Here is a 20,803-nt window from a genome sequence, read left to right on the forward strand (position 1 = left end):
TACGTGCCGCTCAAGGCCGCTAAAGGAGAGTACACATGAATGACGTGGTGATTACCGGTACGGGGCTTTATACGCCGGAACACGCCATCGACAACGAAGCCCTGGTGGCGGCGTTCAATACCTACGTTGACGATCACAACGCGCGCTTTGCCGATGAGATTCAGGCCGGTAGCCGCGCACCGCTCGCCTACTCGAGCAGCGAGTTCATCGAGAAGGCCTCGGGCATCAAAAGCCGTTACGTGCTGAACGCCGAGGGCATTCTGGACCCCGAGCGCATGCGTCCGCACCTACCCGACCGGGCCAACGACGAGCCCTCGATTCAATGTGAAATGGCCACTCACGCCGCCCGCGAGGCGCTTGCAATGGCCCAGGTGGACGCACAAGATATCGAGCTGGTCATTGTTGCCTGCTCGAATCTGGAGCGCGCCTACCCGGCGGTAGCGGTGGAGGTACAGCAAGCACTGGGGACCTCGGGCTACGGGTTCGATATGAACGTGGCGTGCAGTTCCGCCACCTTTGCGATCGAAACCGCGGCGAACGCCATCGCCGCCCAAAGCGTCAAGCGGGCGCTGGTGATCAGCCCGGAAATCTGCTCGGCGCACCTGAATTTTACCGACCGCGACAGCCACTTCATCTTTGGCGATGCGTGCACGGCGGTGGTGCTCGAGCAAAGCGAACTCGCCGTGGCCAAACAGCGCTTCGAGATACTCGGCACGCGTCTGGTGACCCAGTTCTCCAACGCCATTCGTAACAACTCAGGCTTTTTGAACCGCGTTACCGACAGCGACCCGATGGGACTGGACAAACTGTTCGTCCAGGAAGGGCGGCGCGTGTTCAAGGAAGTGTGCCCGATGGTCGCCAAACTCATCGTCTCGCACCTACAAGCGCTCGAGCTCTCCGGCGACGACGTCAAGCGGATGTGGCTCCACCAGGCCAATCAGCACATGAACGACCTGATTGCCCGCAAGGTACTCGGGTTCGAGCCAGACGAAAGCCAAGCGCCGATCATTCTCGATCGCTACGCTAATACAAGCTCTGCCGGCTCCATCATCGCGTTTCATCTGCATCGTGAGGATCTGGTGGCCGGCGATATCGGGCTGATCTGCTCCTTTGGAGCGGGTTACAGCGCCGGGAACGTCGTGCTGCGCTGCCAGTAAGGCGCGGCGTCGTCCATCAAAAGGACATACCTAAAACGAGGGAATCATCATGCCAGGGTTATTAGCCGCGTCTAAAGGCAAGGCGCTTAAAGGAGTGTTGCCGGTCATGCTGCTGACGCTGGGTATGTCAGGCTGCGCGAGTACCGGCACGTCGCAGCCGGCGAACCCGGACGACCCCTGGGAGGGCTTCAACCGCCGGGTATTCGCCTTCAACGACGTGCTGGATCGCTACGCGCTGAAGCCGGTCGCCTCCGGGTATCGCACCGTGACGCCGGACCCGGTGCAGACTGGCGTGGGTAACTTCTTCTCGAATTTGGGCGAGATCCGCACCGCGCTCAACAGTATCTTGCAGGGCAAGCCCGCCAACGCCGGCCTTGCCACCTCACGCTTTTTGATCAATTCGACGGTGGGTATCGCGGGGCTTCTCGATTACGCCACGCATATGGAAATTACCGCCGACGAGGAAGATTTCGGCCAGACACTGGCCGTGTGGGGCTGGCAAGATTCCCGCTACCTGGTGCTGCCGCTTTTGGGTCCGAGCACCCTGCGTGACTCCACCGGCTTGCCGGCGGATCTGGCTGCATACCCGAACACCTACGTCGAGGATGACGCGGTGCGTATCAGCCTTGCGGCACTGAATATTGTCGATACTCGCGCCGGGTTGCTGGATCAGGAGTCGCTGATCAGCGGCGACCGTTATCAGTTCATTCGTGATGCCTACCTTCAGCGCCGCCAGTTTTTGATCAACGACGGGGAGTTGGGCGACGACCCCTTTGCGATGGATAGTTTCGAGTTCGATGATGCAGACTTTGACGATGCCGATTTTGGTGACGACGATTTCGCCGATTGAGACTTGATATGGATTCTTCCAAATATCTGATCGCGGTCATCGATGTGCCCGGCGCCGAGCGCGATGCGCTGACCCGTGCAATTACTTGCCACGATATGGCGGTGCTGGCCGCGGACGATATCGAACGCTTACCGGCGGACACCGCGCTGGTGGTTGCTCGGGCCGGCGTGGTGCCGCGGGATCAGTGGGCGCTTTTGGCGGCGCGGGTGCCCACGCTGGTGGTCAGCGACTCCCGCGAGGACGCCGAGCTTTTCAAGGCGGTGGATAGCGGATTGCTGGATCACGTCGTGGACCCTTTGCGCCATAGCGAACTACTGCGGCGCATGATCCGTAAAGCGGTCGAGCTACAGGCGCTCGCCCGCGAGCGCGAGCGTGATCGTCGAAGGCTCGAGGAGCTCAACGAAAGTCTGGAAACGCATCTGGCGCTTCTGCGCATGGACCAGCAAAGCGGTGGGCACATTCAACGGCGCTTGCTGCCGGTACATCCGAAGATCATCAACGGGGCGCGCTTTGACTACTGGTTCGCGCCGTCGCTTTATTTGTCGGGTGATTTTCTCGACTATCAACGCTACAACGAGCGCTTCAGCGCCTTCTATTTCGCCGATGTTTCTGGCCACGGCGCCTCATCGGCGTTCGTGACGGTGCTGCTTAAGTACTTGTTTAATCGCTGGCTCAACGAGTGGGACGGGCAAAACCCCGAGCATCTGGCCGCCAGGTCGCTCGCCGCTCTCAACCGTGAGCTTCAGGATACCGACATCGGCAAGCACGCGACCCTTTTCGTCGGGGTGATTGACCGGGAGACAAAGACCCTTCACTATTCGCTCGGCGCACAGCTGCCGATGCCGCTTTTGGTGGCCGGCAACCGTCTGGTGCGCCTTGAGGGCGAAGGCATGCCGGTAGGGCTTTTCCCCGACATCGAGTATCCGTCGCTCGCCTGCGAACTCCCGTCTGACTTTCGCCTGTGGCTCTGTTCGGACGGCGTATTGGAATGCTTGCCGGGTAAAACGCTCGACACGCGGCTCACGGAACTTGAGCAATTAGTAAGTGAGAGTGGCACACTTGAGCAGTTGCGCGACCGGCTCGTTCAGACCAACGCCCTGTTGATGGAAGGGGAGGCGGCGGATGAACAGGGCCAGGACCGCGACGCTTTACCCGACGACCTGACAATCATGATGGTGAGCGGATTTGGTCATGCTGATTGAGGAAGGCCGTATCAAAGCGGCGTTCGATTCCGGTGTTTTTATCTTGAAGCTCTGTGGCGACGTGCGTCTTACGCTCTGTGCCACGCTCGACGTTCAGGCGCAGCGTCTGGCGGACACACCGGGACTCGAGGCGGTGATGATCGACCTGCGCGAGGCGACCAACGTCGACTCCAGCGCGCTGGGTTTTTTGGCCAAGGTGGCGATGGCGGTGAAAGGGCGCCTCGATCATTTACCGACGATCATTGCCAACAACCCGGATATCCAGAAAATGCTCGACGTGATGGGCTTCAACCGCTTTTTTACGTTGATCGATGCGCCGCTGCAGCCAGGCCTTGACGCCTCTCTGACCGAGCTTCCCGAAATCCCCTCGGACGAAGAGGGCTTGCGCGACCGGATCCTTGAAGCGCACCGCATTCTGATGCACATGAACGAGCATAACCGCGAGCAATTCCAGCCGCTGGTCGAGATGCTCGAGTCCCAGGACTCGCCAGTTTACTAGGCGCGTATACGTAAGGCTTAAAAAAAGCCCCGGTCGCTCATCGAGCGGCCGGGGCTTTTAGCGTTAAGCGAGCGCGTTCATTGTTGACGAAGATCCGCCAAAAGCGCTTCGAGTTTTTTCTGGTCGGCCATGAACTTGCGAATCCCTTCGGCAAGCTTGTCGTGGGTCATCTCATCCACGTTCGTTTCCCAGCGAAAGTCCGCCTCGCTAAGCGGTGGCTTGGCCTCGCTGCTAGCGCTTTGCGGCGTAAGCTTGCGGGTAAGCTCGCCGTGTTGCTCATCGAGCTCGTTCAAAAGCGCCGGTGATATGGTCAGGCGATCGCACCCGGCCAGTGACTTGATTTCGTCGACGTTGCGAAAGCTTGCGCCCATCACGATGGTGGCGTAACCCTGAGCCTTGTAGTACTCATAGATGCGCTTGACCGAGGCCACGCCCGGGTCGTTGTCGCCGCTGAAATCGCCGTCCGGGGTTTGCGCCTTGTGCCAGTCCAGAATCCGCCCCACGAAGGGCGAGATCAGCGTGGCACCGGCGTCGGCGCAGGCCTGGGCCTGGGCGAAGCCGAACAAAAGCGTCAGGTTGGTGCGAATGCCGTCGCGTTCGAGCTGGCGCGCGGCCTGGATGCCTTCCCAGGTCGAGGCGGTCTTGATCAGAATACGCTCGGCCGGTACGCCTTCGCGTGCGTAGCGCTCGATCAGCGAGTGGGCCTTGGCAATGGTCGCGTCGCGATCAAACGAGAGTCGCGAACTCACCTCGGTGGAGACGTAGCCTGGCACCAGTTCACTGATCTCGCAGCCGATATCCACCGCTACCCGGCCCACCGCTTCGTCGATATCGGCGCTTTCTTTAGCGATCGCGGCCAGTCGCGCGCGACGGTCCTCCTGCTGAGCGGCCTGCAGGATCAGCGAAGGGTTGGTAGTGGCGTCTTGCGGACGAAAGCGGCGAATCGTTTCCAGATCGCCGGTATCCGCTACCACCTTGGTCATCTCTTTTAACTGCGCCAGTAAGCTATTACTCATGAGGCCTCCTTTTTGTATTGAATGACCTCTACTCTAGCAAGGCTTCCGGGCTGTGGATATTATCCTGACGAGGGATACGGTGCGCCGGGTCGTGTTGCCAGGTATAGGCGGGCGGTGCGGCGGCGTCGATTTTGAAGCGGTTGGCGGCCTCGCGAAGCTGCTCGGCGATTTTCTCGAGCGCCATGGCATCCCGGGCGCTGCTTTCTACCTGGTCGCCGTTGGCCTGGTTGACCTGGGTCTGCTCTGAAAGCGTGGCGTTCAGCGTTTCGATATGGCGGTGCTGCTCTTCGGCCGCCTTGGCGATATGCGCCATCAAGTCGTTGGTCTTCTCGGTGGTCTCGGCGATGCCGCGCATGGTGTCGCTTGCCTGGCTTGAAAGCGAGTGGCCGTGCTGCACCTGGCGGTTGGAGTCGTTCAGCAGCGTTTTGATCTGCGCCGCGGCGTCGGCGCTGCGGGTGGCCAGCGTGCGTACTTCTGCGGCGACCACGGCGAACCCTTTGCCCTCGGTGCCTGCCCGGGCTGCCTCGACCGAGGCATTCAGGGCGAGAATGTTGGTTTGAAAGGCGATGGCATCGATCGTACTGACGATGCCGTCCACTTGCCTGGCGCTTTCATGAATACGTTCCATGGTCGCGAGGAAATCGTCCATCACCACACTCCCCTGGGCCGTTTGATCATTGGCGGTGGTCGTGAGAGCGGCAGCTTCGGTGGCGTAGGCGGCAGTGGAGGCGGTATGCGTGGTGAGCTCTTCCAGGTTGTTCGTGGTAGTTCGGTGAAACTCGTGCTGTGCCTTGGTGCGAACGGTTAGATCCTCGTTGCCCAGGGCCAGGCGCTGGGCGCTTTCGAACATCGCGCTGCTCTGTTCGTGTAGATTGGCGATGGTGTCGGTAAAGGCGCAGCGCATGGTGTCGAGCTCGCTATAGAGTTGGCCGATCTCATTGCGCCCGGGGCTTGCTATTTCGGTAGCCAGGTCGCCTTGGGCCAGCGTGCGAAAATGGGTCACCAGCGTTTTGATCGGGCGCAGGCAGTAGCGCTGGCCTATATAGGCGATGAGGGCCAATAGCGCCACCGCCGCCGCGATGCCGGCGATCAGCCCTTGGCCGATCATACTGGCACGTGCCTGGGCGCGAGCGAGCAGGGTCGTGCCTTGCTGGTCCGCCCGCTGATAAAACGCTCGGGCTTGCTCGGTAAACGCCTGACTCAGTGTTAGCGCCTCGGCGGTCAGTTGGCGGTAGCCGGCCCGGTCACCGGCGCGCACCGCGTCGAGCTGGCGGGTCATGGCACCGATGAGAGCGCTGGCGCCCGCTTCGATGTCGGCGCGCCCGGGCTCGCCGTCAGTCGCCAAAAGAAACGCCGCCAGGGCGCTTGTCATTTCATCGAGTTCGCGCTCCACGGCTTCCAGCGCTTCCAATGGGTCGCCAAGCGATGGGCGCAGCTGGCGCTCTAGCGCCCGGTCCAGGCGGTGCAGGCCTTCAAGGCCTGCGATGTGCAGCCGGTTGAGTGATGAGGCCTGCTGTACGTTGACGCGCTCAAGTAGCGTTAAATCCTGCTGACTCTGTTGGATGACGCTCCAGGTGAGTAGCGCAAAGGCCAGGATGCACAGCGTCATCAGCGAAAGCGCCGCGGCGGCCAGCGTGCGCAGTGAAACATGTTGAAGCGATTGGAACGTCATGGTGCCCTCGGGTCACACGTAATTAGAGTGACCCCAAGGTTAAGTGTCATTTGTTGCAGTTTTTCGACTTTCACCTCTTAAAAGGCAGCGGTGCTGTATCATGGTCGGGCTCAATGGCCGCTTACCGGCCCTGAACGACACCGCAATCGATTCGATAAAAGAGACAATCATGCAACTCACTTCCCGTCGAGTGGCGCTACTGGTCGCCGCCAATACCGCGCTGGCCCCTTTTGCCATCGATGCGTATCTGCCCGCTATCGGTATGCTGGCCGACGACATCGGGGCCAGTATTCACCGCACCGAGCTCTCCATCAGCGTGTTTTTGATGGGGTTTGCGATCGGCCAGCTCTGCTTTGGACCGCTTTCCGACCGAGTAGGGCGCAAGCCGGTACTGCTGGGCGGCCTGGTCGTGTTCATGCTGGCAAGTCTTATGATCACCACCGTGGATAGCCTGGCTTCGCTGCTGACCTGGCGCTTTATTCAGGCACTGGGGGGTGGGGCCTGCGTGGTCAACTCCGCGGCCATCGTGCGCGACTGCTTTAGCGGGCGGGAGGCGGCGAAGGTGATGTCGACCATGGCGATGATCATGATGCTCGCCCCGTTGGTGGCCCCCGCGGTGGGCAGCCTGCTTTTGCACGTCGCGGGCTGGTGGCTGATCTTCGTGTTTCTGGCGGTCTACGCCGGGTTTTTGCTTTGGCTTTTGGGCAGCAAACTGCCTGAAACCCGGGATATGTCGCTGCCCGCCGCTTCGCCGCGCCAGGTGCTCGGCAACTACGCAAGCGTTTTACGCCACCGCGAGGGCATGGGCTACATCTGCGCCGTCGCCGCTTCGTTTGCCGGGCTTTTTGCGTTCGTTACCGCCTCGCCGTTTCTTTATCTGGAGTATTTCTCGCTGTCGCCGGGTATCTATCCTTTGGTGTTCGGGGTGAACGTGGTGGTGATCGCGCTCTCCAATCGGGTCAATATTTACCTCTTGCGCTACCGCACGCCTCAGCAGAACCTGCGTTTGGGGCTGGCCGTGCAGCTCGTCGCGGCCACCGGGCTCGTGCTGGCTACCGCTTTGGGCCAGGCCTCGCTTTTCGTGGTGGTGCCCCTGATCATGATGTTCACCGGTATGATCGGGCTGATTACGCCGAATGCGATCTCATCGCTTCTGGATCATTTCGGCCACATTAGTGCTACCGCCACCGCGCTTTTGGGCGGTATTCAGTTCAGCTGCGGGGCGCTCGCCGGCATCATGGTGGGGCTTTTCGAGGTCGAGCATTTATGGCCCATGGTGCTGACCATGCTCTCGGTGGCGCTGATGGGCAACGTGGGCGTGCGGCTGCTGACGCCTAAGCCGGTTAAAAGTGGCCTCAATTGAGCGTTAAGGTGGCGCAAAAAATTACCCGTTCGCGTGCTGCTGTCATATAACTGCAACCAAAGCGCGGCAGACTCCTCGGTGTTGAAGGCCTTAAGGCCACTGCTTCCAGCCTTACGCTGGATTTCACACCCAAGGGGAACGCGACGATGAATGTAACCAAGAAGACGCTAAGTGTTGCCGTAGTAGCCGCTCTGGGCGCCGGCGTATCTACCGCCGCCCTGGCCCGCGATACCATTCAAATTGCGGGCTCTTCGACCGTACTGCCGTTCGCCAGTATCGTCGCCGAAGAGTTTGGCAACACTTATTCCCAGTTCGAAACGCCGGTTGTGGGCTCGGGTGGCTCAAGCGGCGGCCTGCGTCAGTTCTGCCAAGGCGTGGGTGAAAACACCATCGATATCGCCAACGCCTCGCGTCCGATTCGCTCGAGCGAAGTCGAAAGCTGTGGCGAAAACGGCGTCAACGAAATTCTTGAAGTGAAATTCGGCTACGACGGTATCGTATTCGCTTCACGCCTTGATCAAAACGAGTTCGAGCTGACGCCGGAGTTCGTCTTCAAGGCCGCCGCCGCGCAGGTTTCCCAGGACGGCGAGTTGGTCGACAACCCCTACACCAACTGGTCCGAGATCGACGATAGCCTGCCAGATCAGGAAATCACTCTGGTCATTCCGGCCTCCAACCACGGCACCCGTGAAGTGTTCGAAGAGCGCGTGCTTCACGCCGGCTGCGAAACCGTTGCCGAAGTGGAAGAAGACGCTTGTAACAACCTGCGCGGCGACGGCCGTATCGTCGAAATCGCTGGCGACTACACCGAAACCCTGACTCGCCTCGATGCCCAGGAGAACGCCGTGGGCGTCTTCGGTCTGAGCTTCTACGATCAGAACCGCGACCGCTTGCAAGTCGCCACCATGGACGGCGTAGAGCCGAGCCTCGAAACTATCGGTTCCGGCGAGTATCCGGTATCGCGTCCGCTGTTCTTCTACGTGAAAGGCGAGCACCTGGACGTTATCCCGGGCCTGGCCGAGTACACCGAGTTCTTCCTCAACGACATGACCTCTGGCTACGGAAGCCCGCTGGAAGACGCTGGCCTGATCCCGATGGACGAAGACGAGCGTGCTGAAGCGCTCGAGCAGTTCGAGTCGCGTACCGTGGTAAGCGCCGAGTAATCCTGCGCCTGATTACATTGGTGAATTAAGTAACAGATCGCGCCGGCATCAACCAGGTTGATGCCGGCGTTTAAACGTAGAAAGTAAAAGGCGAAGACATAATGAGCAATTTTGCCTTGATCGCCACGCTTCTCATGCTGATGGCCTTGGCATATCACCTGGGATTGACGCGCAGCCGCGCGGTGGCGTCCAGCCACGATGTGCGACTGCACTCACGCCCGGGGTATTACGGCACGCTGGTCGCACTCTGGTGCGGTCTTCCCGCACTGGTCATTTTTCTATTGTGGTCGTTTTTTGCACCCCAATTGATCGATATGCTGGTGACCCAGCAGCTGCCAACGGATTTAGTGGCTTCCTTGAGCGATAGGGAGCAGCAGACATTGATGCGCCGTATCACCGCGCTTGCCGAAGGCCGCGGTGTATCCGGCGGGGGAAGCCCCGAAGAGGTAGCCGCAGCGGCCCATATGTCGCGGCTCGAAACGATCGAGAACATTGCGCTGATCGCCGTCATGGCGGTACTCGCCGTGGTGGGGCTGATCGTCGCGCGCCGGCGCATTTCGCCGACCTGGCGGGCCCGTAACCAGGTCGAGCGCGTCATTACCATTGCCCTGGCCGCGAGCTCGGCCGTCGCCATTTGTACCACCATCGGCATCGTGCTTTCGATGCTGGGTGAGGCGCTGCGCTTTTTCAGTTTCATTCACCCGGCGGACTTCTTTTTTGGCACCATCTGGAACCCGCGTTTTAGCACCGCGGGCTCGAGCGGGCAGGGCGAGTTCGGCCTGTTACCGCTTCTTTGGGGCACGCTCATGGTCAGCGCCATCGCACTGTTGGTGGCCATCCCCGTCGGCCTGATGACTGCGATTTATATGGCCGAGTACGCCTCGCCTTGGCTCAGAAGCATCGCCAAGCCGGTCATCGAGATTTTGGCGGGTATTCCCACGATCGTGTACGGCTTTTTCGCGCTGACCGTTATCGGCCCGTTTCTTTCGATGCTCGGCGATTTCGTAGGGATCAATATTCGCACCACCAGCGCCATGACCGCGGGTATCGCCATGGGCATCATGATCATCCCGTTCGTCTCGTCACTTTCCGACGACATCATCACCCAGGTGCCCAAGTCGCTGCGCGATGGCGCGCTGGGCCTTGGCGCGACCAAGTCGGAAACCATTCGCCAGGTGGTGTTGCCCGCGGCTCTACCTGGCATCGTCGGGGCGTTTTTGCTGGCGGCTAGCCGGGCGATCGGTGAAACCATGATCGTGGTGCTGGCAGCGGGTAACAATCCGGTGCTACACGCCAACCCGTTCGAGGCGGTGTCGACCATTACCGTGACGATCGTCAATCAGCTGACCGGTGATATGGATTTTGCCAGCCCGCAATCGCTGGTCGCCTTTGCGCTCGGCTTGACGCTTTTTGTGATCACACTGGGCTTGAACGTCATCGCACTGGTCGTGGTGCGCAAATATCGCCAGCAATACGAGTAAGTGACCATGTCTATATCGATTGAACAGCGCCGACAGCATCGGCTTGAGACGATTGAGAAGTCGCTTTCGAAACGCCACCGTAAGGAAAACGGGTTTCGGCGCATGGGGCTGGCGGCGGTATTGGCGGGCCTTACGTTGGTCACCATCCTGTTCGCCAGTATTTTGACCAAGGGTATCCCCGCTTTTTGGCAGGCAACGCTTTATACCGAGATCTATTTCGATCCCGACGTGATCGATCTTCCCCCTCAGCCCGAGCGCCAAAGCGATGAGACGCTTTTCGAGTTCGAGGAGCGTACGACCCAGTGGATGACCCAAGCGGGGCTCATCAACTGGCAATCGTTGATCGATGCCTCGCTGGAGCAGGCGCTAGGTGAAGAGGTCGAGTCGAGTCAGCTGCGCGATCTGCGCGCGCTGGTCGCCTCTGGAGAGCGCTACGCGCTGCGTAACCGGTTCATCGAAGATCCTTCGCTTCTGGGCGAGACGATGACGCTTAAAATGCTCGCCAGCGCCGACGCGGACGTCTGGATGAAGGGAAACATCGATCGTGATCTGCCGGATGCGCGACTCCAGCTATCGCCTCAGAGCAGGTCATGGATTGACCAACTGCAGGAGCAAGACGTTCTGCGCCAGTCCTTTAGCACCGCGCTGTTCATGAACACCGACTCGCGAAGCTCTCTGGCCTCGGCGGGGCTAGCGGGCGCCTTCATGGGGTCGCTGTTCATGATGCTGGTGGTCATGGCCCTGTCGGTGCCGATCGGCGTGTCGAGTGCGATCTACCTGGAAGAGTTTGCGCCCAAGAATCGCCTGACCGATCTCATCGAGATCAATATCAACAACCTCGCGGCGGTCCCTTCCATCGTATTCGGTCTTCTGGGCGCCTCCATCTTTATCGGCTACCTGCGTCTGCCGCTGTCGGCACCGCTGGTGGGGGGGCTGGTGCTTACGCTGATGACGCTGCCGACGATCATCATCACTACGCGCTCGTCGCTGCGCTCGATTCCGCCCTCGATTCGCCAAGCGGCACTCGGTATCGGGGCGTCCCGGGTACAGACGGTATTTCACCACGTGTTGCCGCTGGCGCTGCCGGGTATTTTGACCGGCTCCATTCTTGGGGTGGCCCAAGCGCTGGGTGAAACCGCGCCGCTTCTACTGATCGGCATGAATGCGTTCGTGGCCAACGTGCCAGGCTCGCCCATGGATCAGTCCACCGCGCTGCCGGTGCAGATTTATCTATGGCAGGGCAATGAGCTGCGCAACTTCTTTGAAGCGCGGACCTCGGCTGCCATTATTGTGTTATTGGGCCTGATGCTTAGCTTGAATGGGCTGGCCATCTGGCTGCGTAAAAAATTAGAGACGAGGTGGTAAGTGGATACTTCTACGCACTCCCCAAAGCAAGCCCCTATCAGCAATGTCAGCGTAGGTAACGGCGAAAACCGCGTCAGCAAGGCCACGGACAAGGTGAAGTTCAAGGCAGAGGGCGTCAATGTCTTTTACGGCGACTCCCAAGCGATCAATGGCATCGACCTGGATATCCATGAAAACGAGGTGCTGGCGTTCATCGGGCCCTCGGGCTGCGGCAAATCGACGTTTCTACGCTGTCTGAACCGCATGAACGACACCATCGATATTTGCCGGGTCGAGGGCAAAATCACGTTGGACGACAAGGATATCTACGCCCCGGAGCGTGACGTGGTGCTGCTGCGTGCCCAAGTCGGGATCGTTTTTCAAAAGCCCAATCCGTTCCCCAAGTCGATCTACGAGAATGTGGCCTATGGGCCTCGCCTGCACGGTCTAGCCAAGCGTAAGGCGGAGCTCGATGATATCGTCGAGACAAGCCTGCGCCGCGCAGGCCTTTGGGACGAGGTAAAGGACCGGCTGGACCAGCCCGGCACCGGACTTTCCGGCGGTCAGTCGCAGCGGCTGTGTATCGCGCGCACCATCGCGGTGAGCCCGGACGTCATTTTGATGGACGAGCCCTGCTCGGCGTTGGACCCGATTGCGACCGCCAAGGTGGAGCAGCTCATCGACGAGCTCAGCGAGAGCTACACCATCGTGATGGTAACCCACAACATGCAGCAGGCCGCCCGCGTGGCCGATCGCACCGCGTTCTTCCACATGGGCGATCTGGCCGAGGTCGACACCACTGATAACATCTTCACCAATCCCCAGGATCAGCGCACCCACGATTACATCACTGGGCGCTTTGGCTAGTATCACTGAGACGACTCTGGTGCAAAAAAAGGCCCGCGCTGTTACAGCGCGGGCCTTTTTACTTCTAGCGTGATCAGTCGATCAGCTCGATGGCCACCGCCGTGGCTTCGCCACCGCCGATGCACAGGCTCGCCACACCGCGCTTGCCGCCAGTGGTGCGCAGGGCGTGAATCAGTGTGGCGATGATACGTGAGCCCGTCGAGCCCACCGGGTGGCCTTGGGCGCAGGCGCCGCCGAAGATATTCACCTTACCGTGATCCAGCCCCAAATCGTCGATCGCCATCAGCGTGACCACCGCAAAGGCTTCGTTGATCTCGAAAAGATCCACGTCACCGACACCCCAGCCGACCTTTTTCATCAGTTTTTCGATGGCGCCGACCGGGGCGATGGTGAACTCACTCGGGTGGCGCGAGTGGGTGGCGTGGCCGAGCATGCGGGCCAGTGGCGTGACGCCGAGCCTTGAGGCCGCTTGCTGGCTCGACATGATCAGCGCCGAGGCACCGTCAGAAATGGAACTGGCGTTCGCCGCGGTGATGGTGCCGTCCTTGGCAAAAGCGGGGCGCAGCGTTCTGATCTTCTCAAGGTTGGCCTGGAAGGGCTGCTCGTCCTGATCGGCCATGCTTTCGCCCTGGCGGGTGGTGACTGCCACCGGCGCCATTTCGGCGCTAAGCGAGCCGTCCTCGTTAGCCTTCATTGCCCGCTCCAGCGAGGCGATCGCGAAGTCGTCCATTCGCTCGCGGGTGTAGCCGCGCTCAGAGGCGACCTCTTGGGCGAATACGCCCATTAGCTTCCCTGTTTCTGCGTCCTCGAGACCATCGTAAAACATGTGGTCCTTGAGCTCGCCGTGGCCCAGCCGGTAGCCGCTGCGCGCTTTGGTGAGTAGGTGCGGGGCGTTGGACATCGATTCCATCCCGCCGGCCAGCATCACCCCTGCGGTGCCCGCCTTGATGAGATCATGGGAGAACATTGCCGCCTTCATCCCCGAGCCGCAAAGCTTGTTGATGGTGGTGGCGCCTATCGAATCGGGAATGCCTGCCTGGCGCATCGCCTGGCGGGCAGGGCCCTGTTTGACCCCGGCGGGGAGCACGCAGCCAAGAATGCCTTCCTCGATGGTATCCGGGCTGAGCCCGGCGCGCTCGATGGCCGCGCGAATGGCGACGGCGGCAAGCGCCGGGGCACTCATGCTCGCAAGGCTGCCGGACATGGCGCCCATGGGCGTCCGGGTGGCGGATAAAAAGACAACGTCGGTGGCGCTACTCATGAACAACTCCAGGTGATCTCGTTGTGGTTATTGGGTCAGCGCTTGCATGACTATCATGAATGTAATGAATGCTAACGCGTGCCGCAACAAGTTGACGTGCACGGAAGCCCCGGTTTCATTGCCCACCCGACCAACGTCGTAGCGATTTAGACGCTAGTCCGCTTGCACCGGTCGGCAAATACTCTTAGCGTTGGTTCAAGGCAGGTTTCCGTTAACGTCAACCTGTGCTCGCCGTAAAGGTGCGGGTCTGCCCAAAATGCTCATGCCAATAACAAAAGAGAGCCATCATGACGGTTTCTTCCTCGCTCCCTACCTACGCCGGTTATCTCGAGGGCTTTTCGCCAGATGATACGGCCGCACGCTTGGACACCCATCAGGACGGTAAGCTGAACGCTTTTGACGTGTGCTGCGCGCGCCACCTGCGCGACGGCCGAGGCGAGTCGCTTGCTCTGGTACACGAAGATACTCACGCAGAGATTCATACGCTCACCTACCGCGAGCTCGACGCGCAAAGTGCGCGTCTTGCCGGCTGGCTGAACGAGCAAGGGTTTCAAGTGGGGGATCGTATCGCTTGTATGCTGCCGCGCTCGGCGGCACTGCTGGTGGCGGTGTTGGCGACCTGGCGCATCGGTGCGGTGTATCAGCCGCTTTTTACCGCCTTCGGGTCGGACGCGGTGGATTACCGGCTGACGCGTGCCGATTCAAGGCTGGTGATTACCGATCACGCCAATCGACACAAATTTGAAGGGGGGCGTCATTGTCCGCCGGTGCTGGCCGTTGGCGGGCCGAGCGCCCGGCACGCCGACGATTTCGACTGGCAGGCCGCGCTAGCGCATACGCCGATAGCGAGCGAGCCGCCGCGCCTCGACCCGAACGCGCCGTTTTTGCAGATGTTTACCTCGGGCACCGTCGGCAAGCCCAAGGGTGTGGCGATACCGCTCAAGGCAATGACGGCATTCGCCCTCTATATGGAGCTTGCCGTCGATCTCAAGCGCGAGGACCGGTTCTGGAACATGGCCGACCCGGGCTGGGCCTATGGTCTTTACTATGCGATCACCGGGCCGCTGCTGTTGGGCGCTACCACGCACTTTTGCGAAGCCGGGTTTAGCGCCGAAGGCGCACTTGCGTTCATGAAGCGCCACGAGATCAACAATTTTGCCGCCGCGCCGACCGCCTACCGGCTCATGAAAGCCTCCGGGATTTTCGACGAGGCTCACCAAACGCTCGGTCTACGCGCGGCAAGTTCCGCCGGGGAGCCGCTCAATATCGAGGTCGTCAATTGGGTGGAAAAATCTCTCGGCTGCGCGGTGATGGACCACTACGGCCAGACCGAAACCGGTATGACCTGCAACTGCCACCACGCGCTCGATCATCCCAAACACGTGGGTGGGATGGGCGTGCCGCTGCCGGGCTATCGCCTGGCCATCCTCGACGCCGAGTACAACGAGCTGCCTGCGGGTGAACTCGGCGTGCTCGCGGTAGACATCGCGAACTCACCGGTCCATTTCTTTTCAGGCTACACCTGGCAGGAAAAGGATCCGTTCGTTAACGGTTACTACCTGACCGGCGACGTGGTGGTTCGAAGTGAAGACGGCACCTTCCAGTTCGCCGGCCGTGATGACGACATCATCACTACCGCGGGCTATCGGGTGGGGCCCACCGATGTCGAGAACAGCGTGATGATTCACCCGGGCGTGGCCGAGTGCGCGGCAGTGGGCAAGTTCGATGAAATCCGCGGTGAGATCATCAAGGCGTTCGTGGTGCTGCGCGAAGGCTTCGAGCCAAGCGATGCCTTGGCCGAGGAAATTAAAGGTCTGGTGCGCGAGCGGCTCTCGACCCACGCCTTTCCGCGCGAAATCGCTTTTGTCGATGAGTTGCCCAAAACCCCCAGCGGTAAAATTCAGCGCTTCAAACTGCGCGCCGAGGCGCCCGGTGATTCAAACAACATGAATAAAGGACACTGATGTGGAGATAAAAGAGCGCACGTTTTTAATTACCGGGGCCGCCTCGGGGCTGGGTGCGGCGACGGCCGAGCGGCTGGCAGGCCTTGGCGCCCGGGTGGTGCTTTGCGATGTGAGCGAGCGTGTTTTCGATCAGGCCAAAGCTCTGGGTGAGTGTGCCAGCGCCATGACGGCTGACATCACCTCGAGCGAGCAAATGGGCGAGGTCATGCAAGCCGCCGTTGCCATGGGCGGTGAGCGGGGCCTGGCCGGGGTCGTTCACTGCGCGGGGGTGGTTAGCGTGGCCAAACTGGTCGACCGGGAGGGCGTTCCGGCGGATCTCGACGCCTACGCCAAAACCGTTCAGATCAACCTGATCGGCACCTTTAACGTCATGCGCCTGGCCGCCGCGGCCATGGCGAACAATGCCCCCTTTGATAGCGGCGAGCGCGGCGTCATCATCAATACCGCCTCCGTTGCCGCCTTCGATGGCCAGGTAGGGCAGTGTGCCTATAGCGCCTCCAAGGCCGGTGTGGTCGGCATGAGTCTGCCCGCCGCCCGGGAACTTTCGCGCCACGCCATTCGCGTCATGGCCATCGCCCCGGGGGTCTTCGAAACACCGATGATGAGCGAGATTCCCACCCAGGCCCACGACGCATTGGTGGCCACCGTACCGTTTCCCAAACGGTTGGGTCGGGCCGCCGAGTTTGCCCTGCTGGCCGAGCAGATCATTACCAACCCGATGCTTAACGGCGAGGTGATTCGTCTGGATGGGGGGATTCGTATGCAGTGAGCAACGCGTTACGGGTCCGGGTGCGCCGATGCCTCTCGCTCGCTGTCCGCGGATATCCCACCGCGGGCTTTTTGCGTGCCCCACCCTGGGCTATCTTGCCCGCTTTGACCCTCTCTTCGACTAAAGAATAGCCTTGCTGCCAGCGCCTGGTTCAAGCTGTGCTTGACTCGCTCGCATGGCCGCGCTAATTTCAAACGACTGTTTGAAAGCCGTGCTTGTGAGCGGGCTTTCAGTCCCGGTTGAGGAGACCTGCAATGCCTAGTTATCAAGCGCCCCTGCGTGATTTGCGTTTCGTGATGGACGAAATGCTCGATTACCCTGCCCACTACGCCGCGATCGGCAAAGGCGATGACGCCTCGCCGGACGTGGTGAGCGCCATTCTCGAAGAGGGCGGGCGTTTCGCGCGCGAGGTGTTGCTGCCGCTCAATCAAAGTGGCGACAGTGAAGGCTGTCAGCGCCTCGATAACGGCGATGTCAAAGCGCCCAAGGGTTTCAAGGAGGCGTATCAGCACTACGTCGAGGGTGGCTGGCCAAGCCTTGCCGCCGAACCCGAGCATGGCGGCCAAGGGCTTCCGCAGTCGATTGCGATGGCGCTGTCGGAAATGATCTGTGCCAGCAACCTGGCCTGGGGCATGTATCCGGGGCTTTCCCACGGCGCCGCCGACGCGCTGCGCCATCACGGCACCGATGAGCAAAAGGCGACCTACCTCACCAAACTGGTGGAAGGTGTTTGGACCGGCACCATGTGCCTGACCGAATCACACTGCGGCACCGACCTTGGCCTTATCAAGACCCGCGCCGTGCCGACTGAAGACAACGCCTATACCATTACGGGCACCAAGATCTTTATCTCTGCCGGCGAGCATGACCTGGCTGAAAACATCGTTCACCTGGTGCTGGCAAAGCTTCCGGACGCCCCGGAAGGCTCGAAAGGTATTTCGCTGTTCGTCGTGCCCAGGTTCATGCCCGACGCCGACGGCAACCCCGGCGAGCGCAACGGCGTGGTATGTGGCTCCCTCGAACACAAGATGGGCATTCACGGCAACGCTACCTGCGTCATGAACTTCGATGGCGCCACCGGCTATCTGGTCGGGCCGCCTAACAAGGGGCTGGCGTGCATGTTCACCATGATGAACGCCGCGCGGCTTGGCGTGGGTATCCAGGGGCTCGGGCTGATCGAGGCGAGCTTTCAAAATTCGCTGACCTACGCTCGCGACCGCCTGCAAATGCGCGGACTTTCCGGCAAGCAAGCGCCGGAGAAACCCGCCGACCCGATTATCGTGCATCCGGACGTGCGCCGTATGCTGTTGACCCAAAAGGCGTTCGCCGAAGGCGGGCGGATGCTGGTGCTCTACGCTGCTCAGTTACTGGATACCGTCGAGCACGGCAAGCCCGGTGAAGAGCGCGAGCGCGCCGATACGTTGCTGGGACTTTTGACACCGATCGTTAAAGCGTTTTTGACCGAGGTCGGTTTCGAGAGCACCAACGAAGGCGTGCAGATTTATGGTGGCCACGGCTTCATCAAAGAGTGGGGGATGGAGCAGCTGGTGCGCGATGCGCGGATCACGCGCCTCTATGAAGGCACCACCGGCATCCAGGCGCTGGACCTTTTAGGCCGCAAAGTGTTGATGAGCCAGGGCGAGTCGCTGAAGGTGTTTACTAAAGAAATTCACAAATTCTGCAAGACCGAGGCCGATAACCCCGTGCTCGGTGCTTTTATCGAGCCGCTTGCCAAACTCAACGCCGAGTGGGGAGAGCTCACCATGGGCGTAGGCATGAAGGCGATGCAGGACCGTGAAGAGGTGGGCGCCGCCAGCGTGGATTATTTGATGTACTCGGGCTATGTCGCACTCGCCTATCTCTTCGCCCGGGCGGTGAAAAGCGCGACCCCCCACCTCGAGGGAGACGACAAGGCTTTCTATCAGGCCAAGATCAACACCGCACATTTTTACTATCAGCGCCTTTTGCCGCGCACCCGCGCCCACGCTCAGGCTATCCAGTCCGGCGCTTCTAGTCTGATGGCTATTTCGAGCGAAGATTTTGGTTTGGGCTTTGAGATCTAATCCAGCGAATCGGTTCGAGCGCGGGCGTTTCATCTGCTTGCTTTGACCATACTGGGCCGGAACGAGTAATCGTTTCGGCCTTTTCGTTTCTTACGCTTACCCTCTCTTATAATCGTTTTTCAGGATCGCCAAGTCTTTTGTAAAAAGCGCTTGCGTTCAAGCCTTCGAATCCGTAAGGTACACATCCGCTGCCGGGGACGCAAGGCGTTGCCAGCGGTGAATGAGAGTGAAAACTCTCGGTTTGTCAGGAGGTTAGCGGTTTTTTGTTCGCTCGCTTCATTCGCCAAAATCGGCGGTTGACAAATTCAAGGATGAGCGTAGAATACGCCTTCCTCGCTACGGCAGCCGGCTCAGGTCATCGAGTCAGATGTTAAGCCGAAGCGAAACCGCTCTTTAAAAATTTGATCAGGTAATTCATGTGGGCGTTTGCCGATGAGGGTGACAAGTCACCTTATATCAAGGCAAGCGCACAAGAAGAGTTTTCGAATTCTTCAAATTCGTTTGAACCTTGAGCCAGGATTGATTCGCCTCTGTTGCTTTCGAGCGACAGGCAAGAATCACAATGATTTTAAACTGAAGAGTTTGATCATGGCTCAGATTGAACGCTGGCGGCAGGCTTAACACATGCAAGTCGAGCGGTAACAGGTCCAGCTTGCTGGACGCTGACGAGCGGCGGACGGGTGAGTAATGCATAGGAATCTACCCGGTAGTGGGGGATAACCTGGGGAAACCCAGGCTAATACCGCATACGTCCTACGGGAGAAAGGGGGCCTCTGGCTCCCGCTATCGGATGAGCCTATGTCGGATTAGCTGGTTGGTGAGGTAACGGCTCACCAAGGCAACGATCCGTAGCTGGTCTGAGAGGATGATCAGCCACATCGGGACTGAGACACGGCCCGAACTCCTACGGGAGGCAGCAGTGGGGAATATTGGACAATGGGCGCAAGCCTGATCCAGCCATGCCGCGTGTGTGAAGAAGGCTTTCGGGTTGTAAAGCACTTTCAGCGAGGAAGAACGCCTGGCGGTTAATACCCGCCAGGAAAGACATCACTCGCAGAAGAAGCACCGGCTAACTCCGTGCCAGCAGCCGCGGTAATACGGAGGGTGCAAGCGTTAATCGGAATTACTGGGCGTAAAGCGCGCGTAGGTGGCATGACAAGCCGGTTGTGAAAGCCCCGGGCTCAACCTGGGAACGGCATCCGGAACTGTCACGCTAGAGTGCAGGAGAGGAAGGTGGAATTCCCGGTGTAGCGGTGAAATGCGTAGAGATCGGGAGGAATACCAGTGGCGAAGGCGGCCTTCTGGACTGACACTGACACTGAGGTGCGAAAGCGTGGGTAGCAAACAGGATTAGATACCCTGGTAGTCCACGCCGTAAACGATGTCGACCAGCCGTTGGGTGCCTTGTGCACTTTGTGGCGAAGTTAACGCGATAAGTCGACCGCCTGGGGAGTACGGCCGCAAGGTTAAAACTCAAATGAATTGACGGGGGCCCGCACAAGCGGTGGAGCATGTGGTTTAATTCGATGCAACGCGAAGAACCTTACCTACCCTTGACATCCTGCGAACCCGGGAGAGATCCCGGGGTGTCTTCGGAAACGCAGAGACAGGTGCTGCATGGCTGTCGTCAGCTCGTGTTGTGAAATGTTGGGTTAAGTCCCGTAACGAGCGCAACCCTTGTCCCTATTTGCCAGCACGTAATGGTGGGAACTCTAGGGAGACTGCCGGTGACAAACCGGAGGAAGGTGGGGACGACGTCAAGTCATCATGGCCCTTACGGGTAGGGCTACACACGTGCTACAATGGCCGGTACAAAGGGCTGCGAACTCGCGAGAGTAAGCGAATCCCAGAAAGCCGGTCTCAGTCCGGATCGGAGTCTGCAACTCGACTCCGTGAAGTCGGAATCGCTAGTAATCGTGGATCAGAATGCCACGGTGAATACGTTCCCGGGCCTTGTACACACCGCCCGTCACACCATGGGAGTGGACTGCACCAGAAGTGGTTAGCCTAACTTTGGAGGGCGATCACCACGGTGTGGTTCATGACTGGGGTGAAGTCGTAACAAGGTAGCCGTAGGGGAACCTGCGGCTGGATCACCTCCTTAAACGATGCGTCATCCTCCCGGCAAGCGC

General features: G+C 59.9%; 15 protein-coding genes and 1 rRNA gene. 13 read left to right on the plus strand and 3 right to left on the minus strand.

Translation table 11 applies throughout. The annotated features are described in order from the left end of the window. The first annotated feature begins 35 nt into the window (after positions 1-35). The 4 genes from ACWHRL_RS05870 to ACWHRL_RS05885 are packed head-to-tail and all read left to right on the plus strand — an operon-like array spanning position 36 to position 3,708. The gene (locus ACWHRL_RS05870; RefSeq protein ID WP_447528313.1) at positions 36-1,157 is read left to right on the plus strand and encodes a beta-ketoacyl-ACP synthase III; all 1,122 of its coding nucleotides are present in this window, start codon (positions 36-38) and stop codon (positions 1,155-1,157) included. 49 nt (positions 1,158-1,206) lie between these two features. Continuing rightward, on the plus strand, positions 1,207-2,007 hold the full coding sequence (locus ACWHRL_RS05875; protein WP_447895609.1) for an MlaA family lipoprotein: 801 nt from the start codon (positions 1,207-1,209) through the stop codon (positions 2,005-2,007). Between the two features lie 8 nt (positions 2,008-2,015). Continuing rightward, complete coding sequence (locus ACWHRL_RS05880; RefSeq protein ID WP_447895610.1) at positions 2,016-3,209, plus strand: PP2C family protein-serine/threonine phosphatase; 1,194 nt, start codon at positions 2,016-2,018, stop codon at positions 3,207-3,209. Further along, the gene (locus tag ACWHRL_RS05885; RefSeq protein ID WP_447895611.1) at positions 3,199-3,708 is read left to right on the plus strand and encodes an STAS domain-containing protein; all 510 of its coding nucleotides are present in this window, start codon (positions 3,199-3,201) and stop codon (positions 3,706-3,708) included. The genes ACWHRL_RS05880 and ACWHRL_RS05885 overlap by 11 nt, the downstream gene beginning before the upstream one ends. Before the next feature lie 77 nt (positions 3,709-3,785). Here ACWHRL_RS05885 and tal read toward each other — a convergent pair whose 3' ends face one another. Both tal and ACWHRL_RS05895 read right to left on the minus strand, forming a co-directional pair. Then, positions 3,786-4,724 (minus strand): transaldolase, encoded by a 939-nt coding sequence (tal, locus tag ACWHRL_RS05890; RefSeq protein WP_447895612.1) that lies wholly within the window; start codon positions 4,722-4,724, stop codon positions 3,786-3,788. 28 nt (positions 4,725-4,752) lie between these two features. Continuing rightward, the gene (locus ACWHRL_RS05895; RefSeq protein ID WP_447895613.1) at positions 4,753-6,396 is read right to left on the minus strand and encodes a methyl-accepting chemotaxis protein; all 1,644 of its coding nucleotides are present in this window, start codon (positions 6,394-6,396) and stop codon (positions 4,753-4,755) included. Positions 6,397-6,565: 169 nt separating this feature from the next. Between ACWHRL_RS05895 and ACWHRL_RS05900 the strand changes: the two genes are divergently transcribed. The 5 genes from ACWHRL_RS05900 to pstB all read left to right on the plus strand — a co-directional run bounded on the left by ACWHRL_RS05900 (position 6,566) and on the right by pstB (position 12,614). Next, positions 6,566-7,759 (plus strand): multidrug effflux MFS transporter, encoded by a 1,194-nt coding sequence (locus ACWHRL_RS05900; protein ID WP_447895614.1) that lies wholly within the window; start codon positions 6,566-6,568, stop codon positions 7,757-7,759. 146 nt (positions 7,760-7,905) lie between these two features. After that, the gene (locus ACWHRL_RS05905) at positions 7,906-8,922 is read left to right on the plus strand and encodes a substrate-binding domain-containing protein (protein ID WP_447528320.1); all 1,017 of its coding nucleotides are present in this window, start codon (positions 7,906-7,908) and stop codon (positions 8,920-8,922) included. Between the two features lie 101 nt (positions 8,923-9,023). Next, positions 9,024-10,403: a phosphate ABC transporter permease subunit PstC gene (pstC, locus tag ACWHRL_RS05910; RefSeq protein WP_447895615.1), complete on the plus strand. Its 1,380-nt coding sequence runs from the start codon at positions 9,024-9,026 to the stop codon at positions 10,401-10,403. 6 nt (positions 10,404-10,409) lie between these two features. Then, on the plus strand, positions 10,410-11,768 hold the full coding sequence (pstA, locus tag ACWHRL_RS05915; RefSeq protein WP_447528322.1) for a phosphate ABC transporter permease PstA: 1,359 nt from the start codon (positions 10,410-10,412) through the stop codon (positions 11,766-11,768). Next, the gene (gene pstB, locus ACWHRL_RS05920) at positions 11,769-12,614 is read left to right on the plus strand and encodes a phosphate ABC transporter ATP-binding protein PstB (protein WP_447528323.1); all 846 of its coding nucleotides are present in this window, start codon (positions 11,769-11,771) and stop codon (positions 12,612-12,614) included. It abuts the gene before it with no gap. A gap of 73 nt (positions 12,615-12,687) precedes the next feature. Here pstB and ACWHRL_RS05925 read toward each other — a convergent pair whose 3' ends face one another. Then, the gene (locus tag ACWHRL_RS05925; protein ID WP_447895616.1) at positions 12,688-13,875 is read right to left on the minus strand and encodes an acetyl-CoA C-acyltransferase; all 1,188 of its coding nucleotides are present in this window, start codon (positions 13,873-13,875) and stop codon (positions 12,688-12,690) included. 287 nt (positions 13,876-14,162) lie between these two features. Here ACWHRL_RS05925 and ACWHRL_RS05930 point away from each other — a divergent pair, with 287 nt between their 5' ends. The 4 genes from ACWHRL_RS05930 (at position 14,163) to ACWHRL_RS05945 (ending at position 20,775) form a co-directional block, all read left to right on the plus strand. After that, on the plus strand, positions 14,163-15,839 hold the full coding sequence (locus ACWHRL_RS05930; RefSeq protein ID WP_447895618.1) for an AMP-binding protein: 1,677 nt from the start codon (positions 14,163-14,165) through the stop codon (positions 15,837-15,839). Position 15,840: 1 nt separating this feature from the next. After that, complete coding sequence (locus ACWHRL_RS05935) at positions 15,841-16,608, plus strand: SDR family NAD(P)-dependent oxidoreductase (RefSeq protein ID WP_447895620.1); 768 nt, start codon at positions 15,841-15,843, stop codon at positions 16,606-16,608. 254 nt (positions 16,609-16,862) lie between these two features. Continuing rightward, a complete protein-coding gene (locus ACWHRL_RS05940) occupies positions 16,863-18,671 on the plus strand; it encodes an acyl-CoA dehydrogenase C-terminal domain-containing protein (protein WP_447895621.1) in 1,809 nt (602 codons plus the stop codon). A gap of 570 nt (positions 18,672-19,241) precedes the next feature. Further along, positions 19,242-20,775, plus strand: a 16S ribosomal RNA gene (locus tag ACWHRL_RS05945). The last annotated feature ends 28 nt before the right edge of the window (positions 20,776-20,803 follow it).

This window comes from Vreelandella sp. GE22 (assembly GCF_968212445.1).

Bases quoted from the DNA above. Each gene is read 5' to 3' on its own strand.
- pstC (WP_447895615.1), top strand. From the start codon at position 9,024: ATGAGCAATTTTGCCTTGATCGCCACGCTTCTCATGCTGATGGCCTTG.
- ACWHRL_RS05880 (WP_447895610.1), top strand. From the start codon at position 2,016: ATGGATTCTTCCAAATATCTGATCGCGGTCATCGATGTGCCCGGCGCC.
- ACWHRL_RS05875 (WP_447895609.1), top strand. From the start codon at position 1,207: ATGCCAGGGTTATTAGCCGCGTCTAAAGGCAAGGCGCTTAAAGGAGTG.
- ACWHRL_RS05925 (WP_447895616.1), bottom strand. From the start codon at position 13,875: ATGAGTAGCGCCACCGACGTTGTCTTTTTATCCGCCACCCGGACGCCC.
- pstA (WP_447528322.1), top strand. From the start codon at position 10,410: ATGTCTATATCGATTGAACAGCGCCGACAGCATCGGCTTGAGACGATT.
- ACWHRL_RS05940 (WP_447895621.1), top strand. From the start codon at position 16,863: ATGCCTAGTTATCAAGCGCCCCTGCGTGATTTGCGTTTCGTGATGGAC.
- ACWHRL_RS05900 (WP_447895614.1), top strand. From the start codon at position 6,566: ATGCAACTCACTTCCCGTCGAGTGGCGCTACTGGTCGCCGCCAATACC.
- ACWHRL_RS05930 (WP_447895618.1), top strand. From the start codon at position 14,163: ATGACGGTTTCTTCCTCGCTCCCTACCTACGCCGGTTATCTCGAGGGC.
- ACWHRL_RS05895 (WP_447895613.1), bottom strand. From the start codon at position 6,396: ATGACGTTCCAATCGCTTCAACATGTTTCACTGCGCACGCTGGCCGCC.
- ACWHRL_RS05885 (WP_447895611.1), top strand. From the start codon at position 3,199: ATGCTGATTGAGGAAGGCCGTATCAAAGCGGCGTTCGATTCCGGTGTT.
- ACWHRL_RS05870 (WP_447528313.1), top strand. From the start codon at position 36: ATGAATGACGTGGTGATTACCGGTACGGGGCTTTATACGCCGGAACAC.
- tal (WP_447895612.1), bottom strand. From the start codon at position 4,724: ATGAGTAATAGCTTACTGGCGCAGTTAAAAGAGATGACCAAGGTGGTA.
- ACWHRL_RS05905 (WP_447528320.1), top strand. From the start codon at position 7,906: ATGAATGTAACCAAGAAGACGCTAAGTGTTGCCGTAGTAGCCGCTCTG.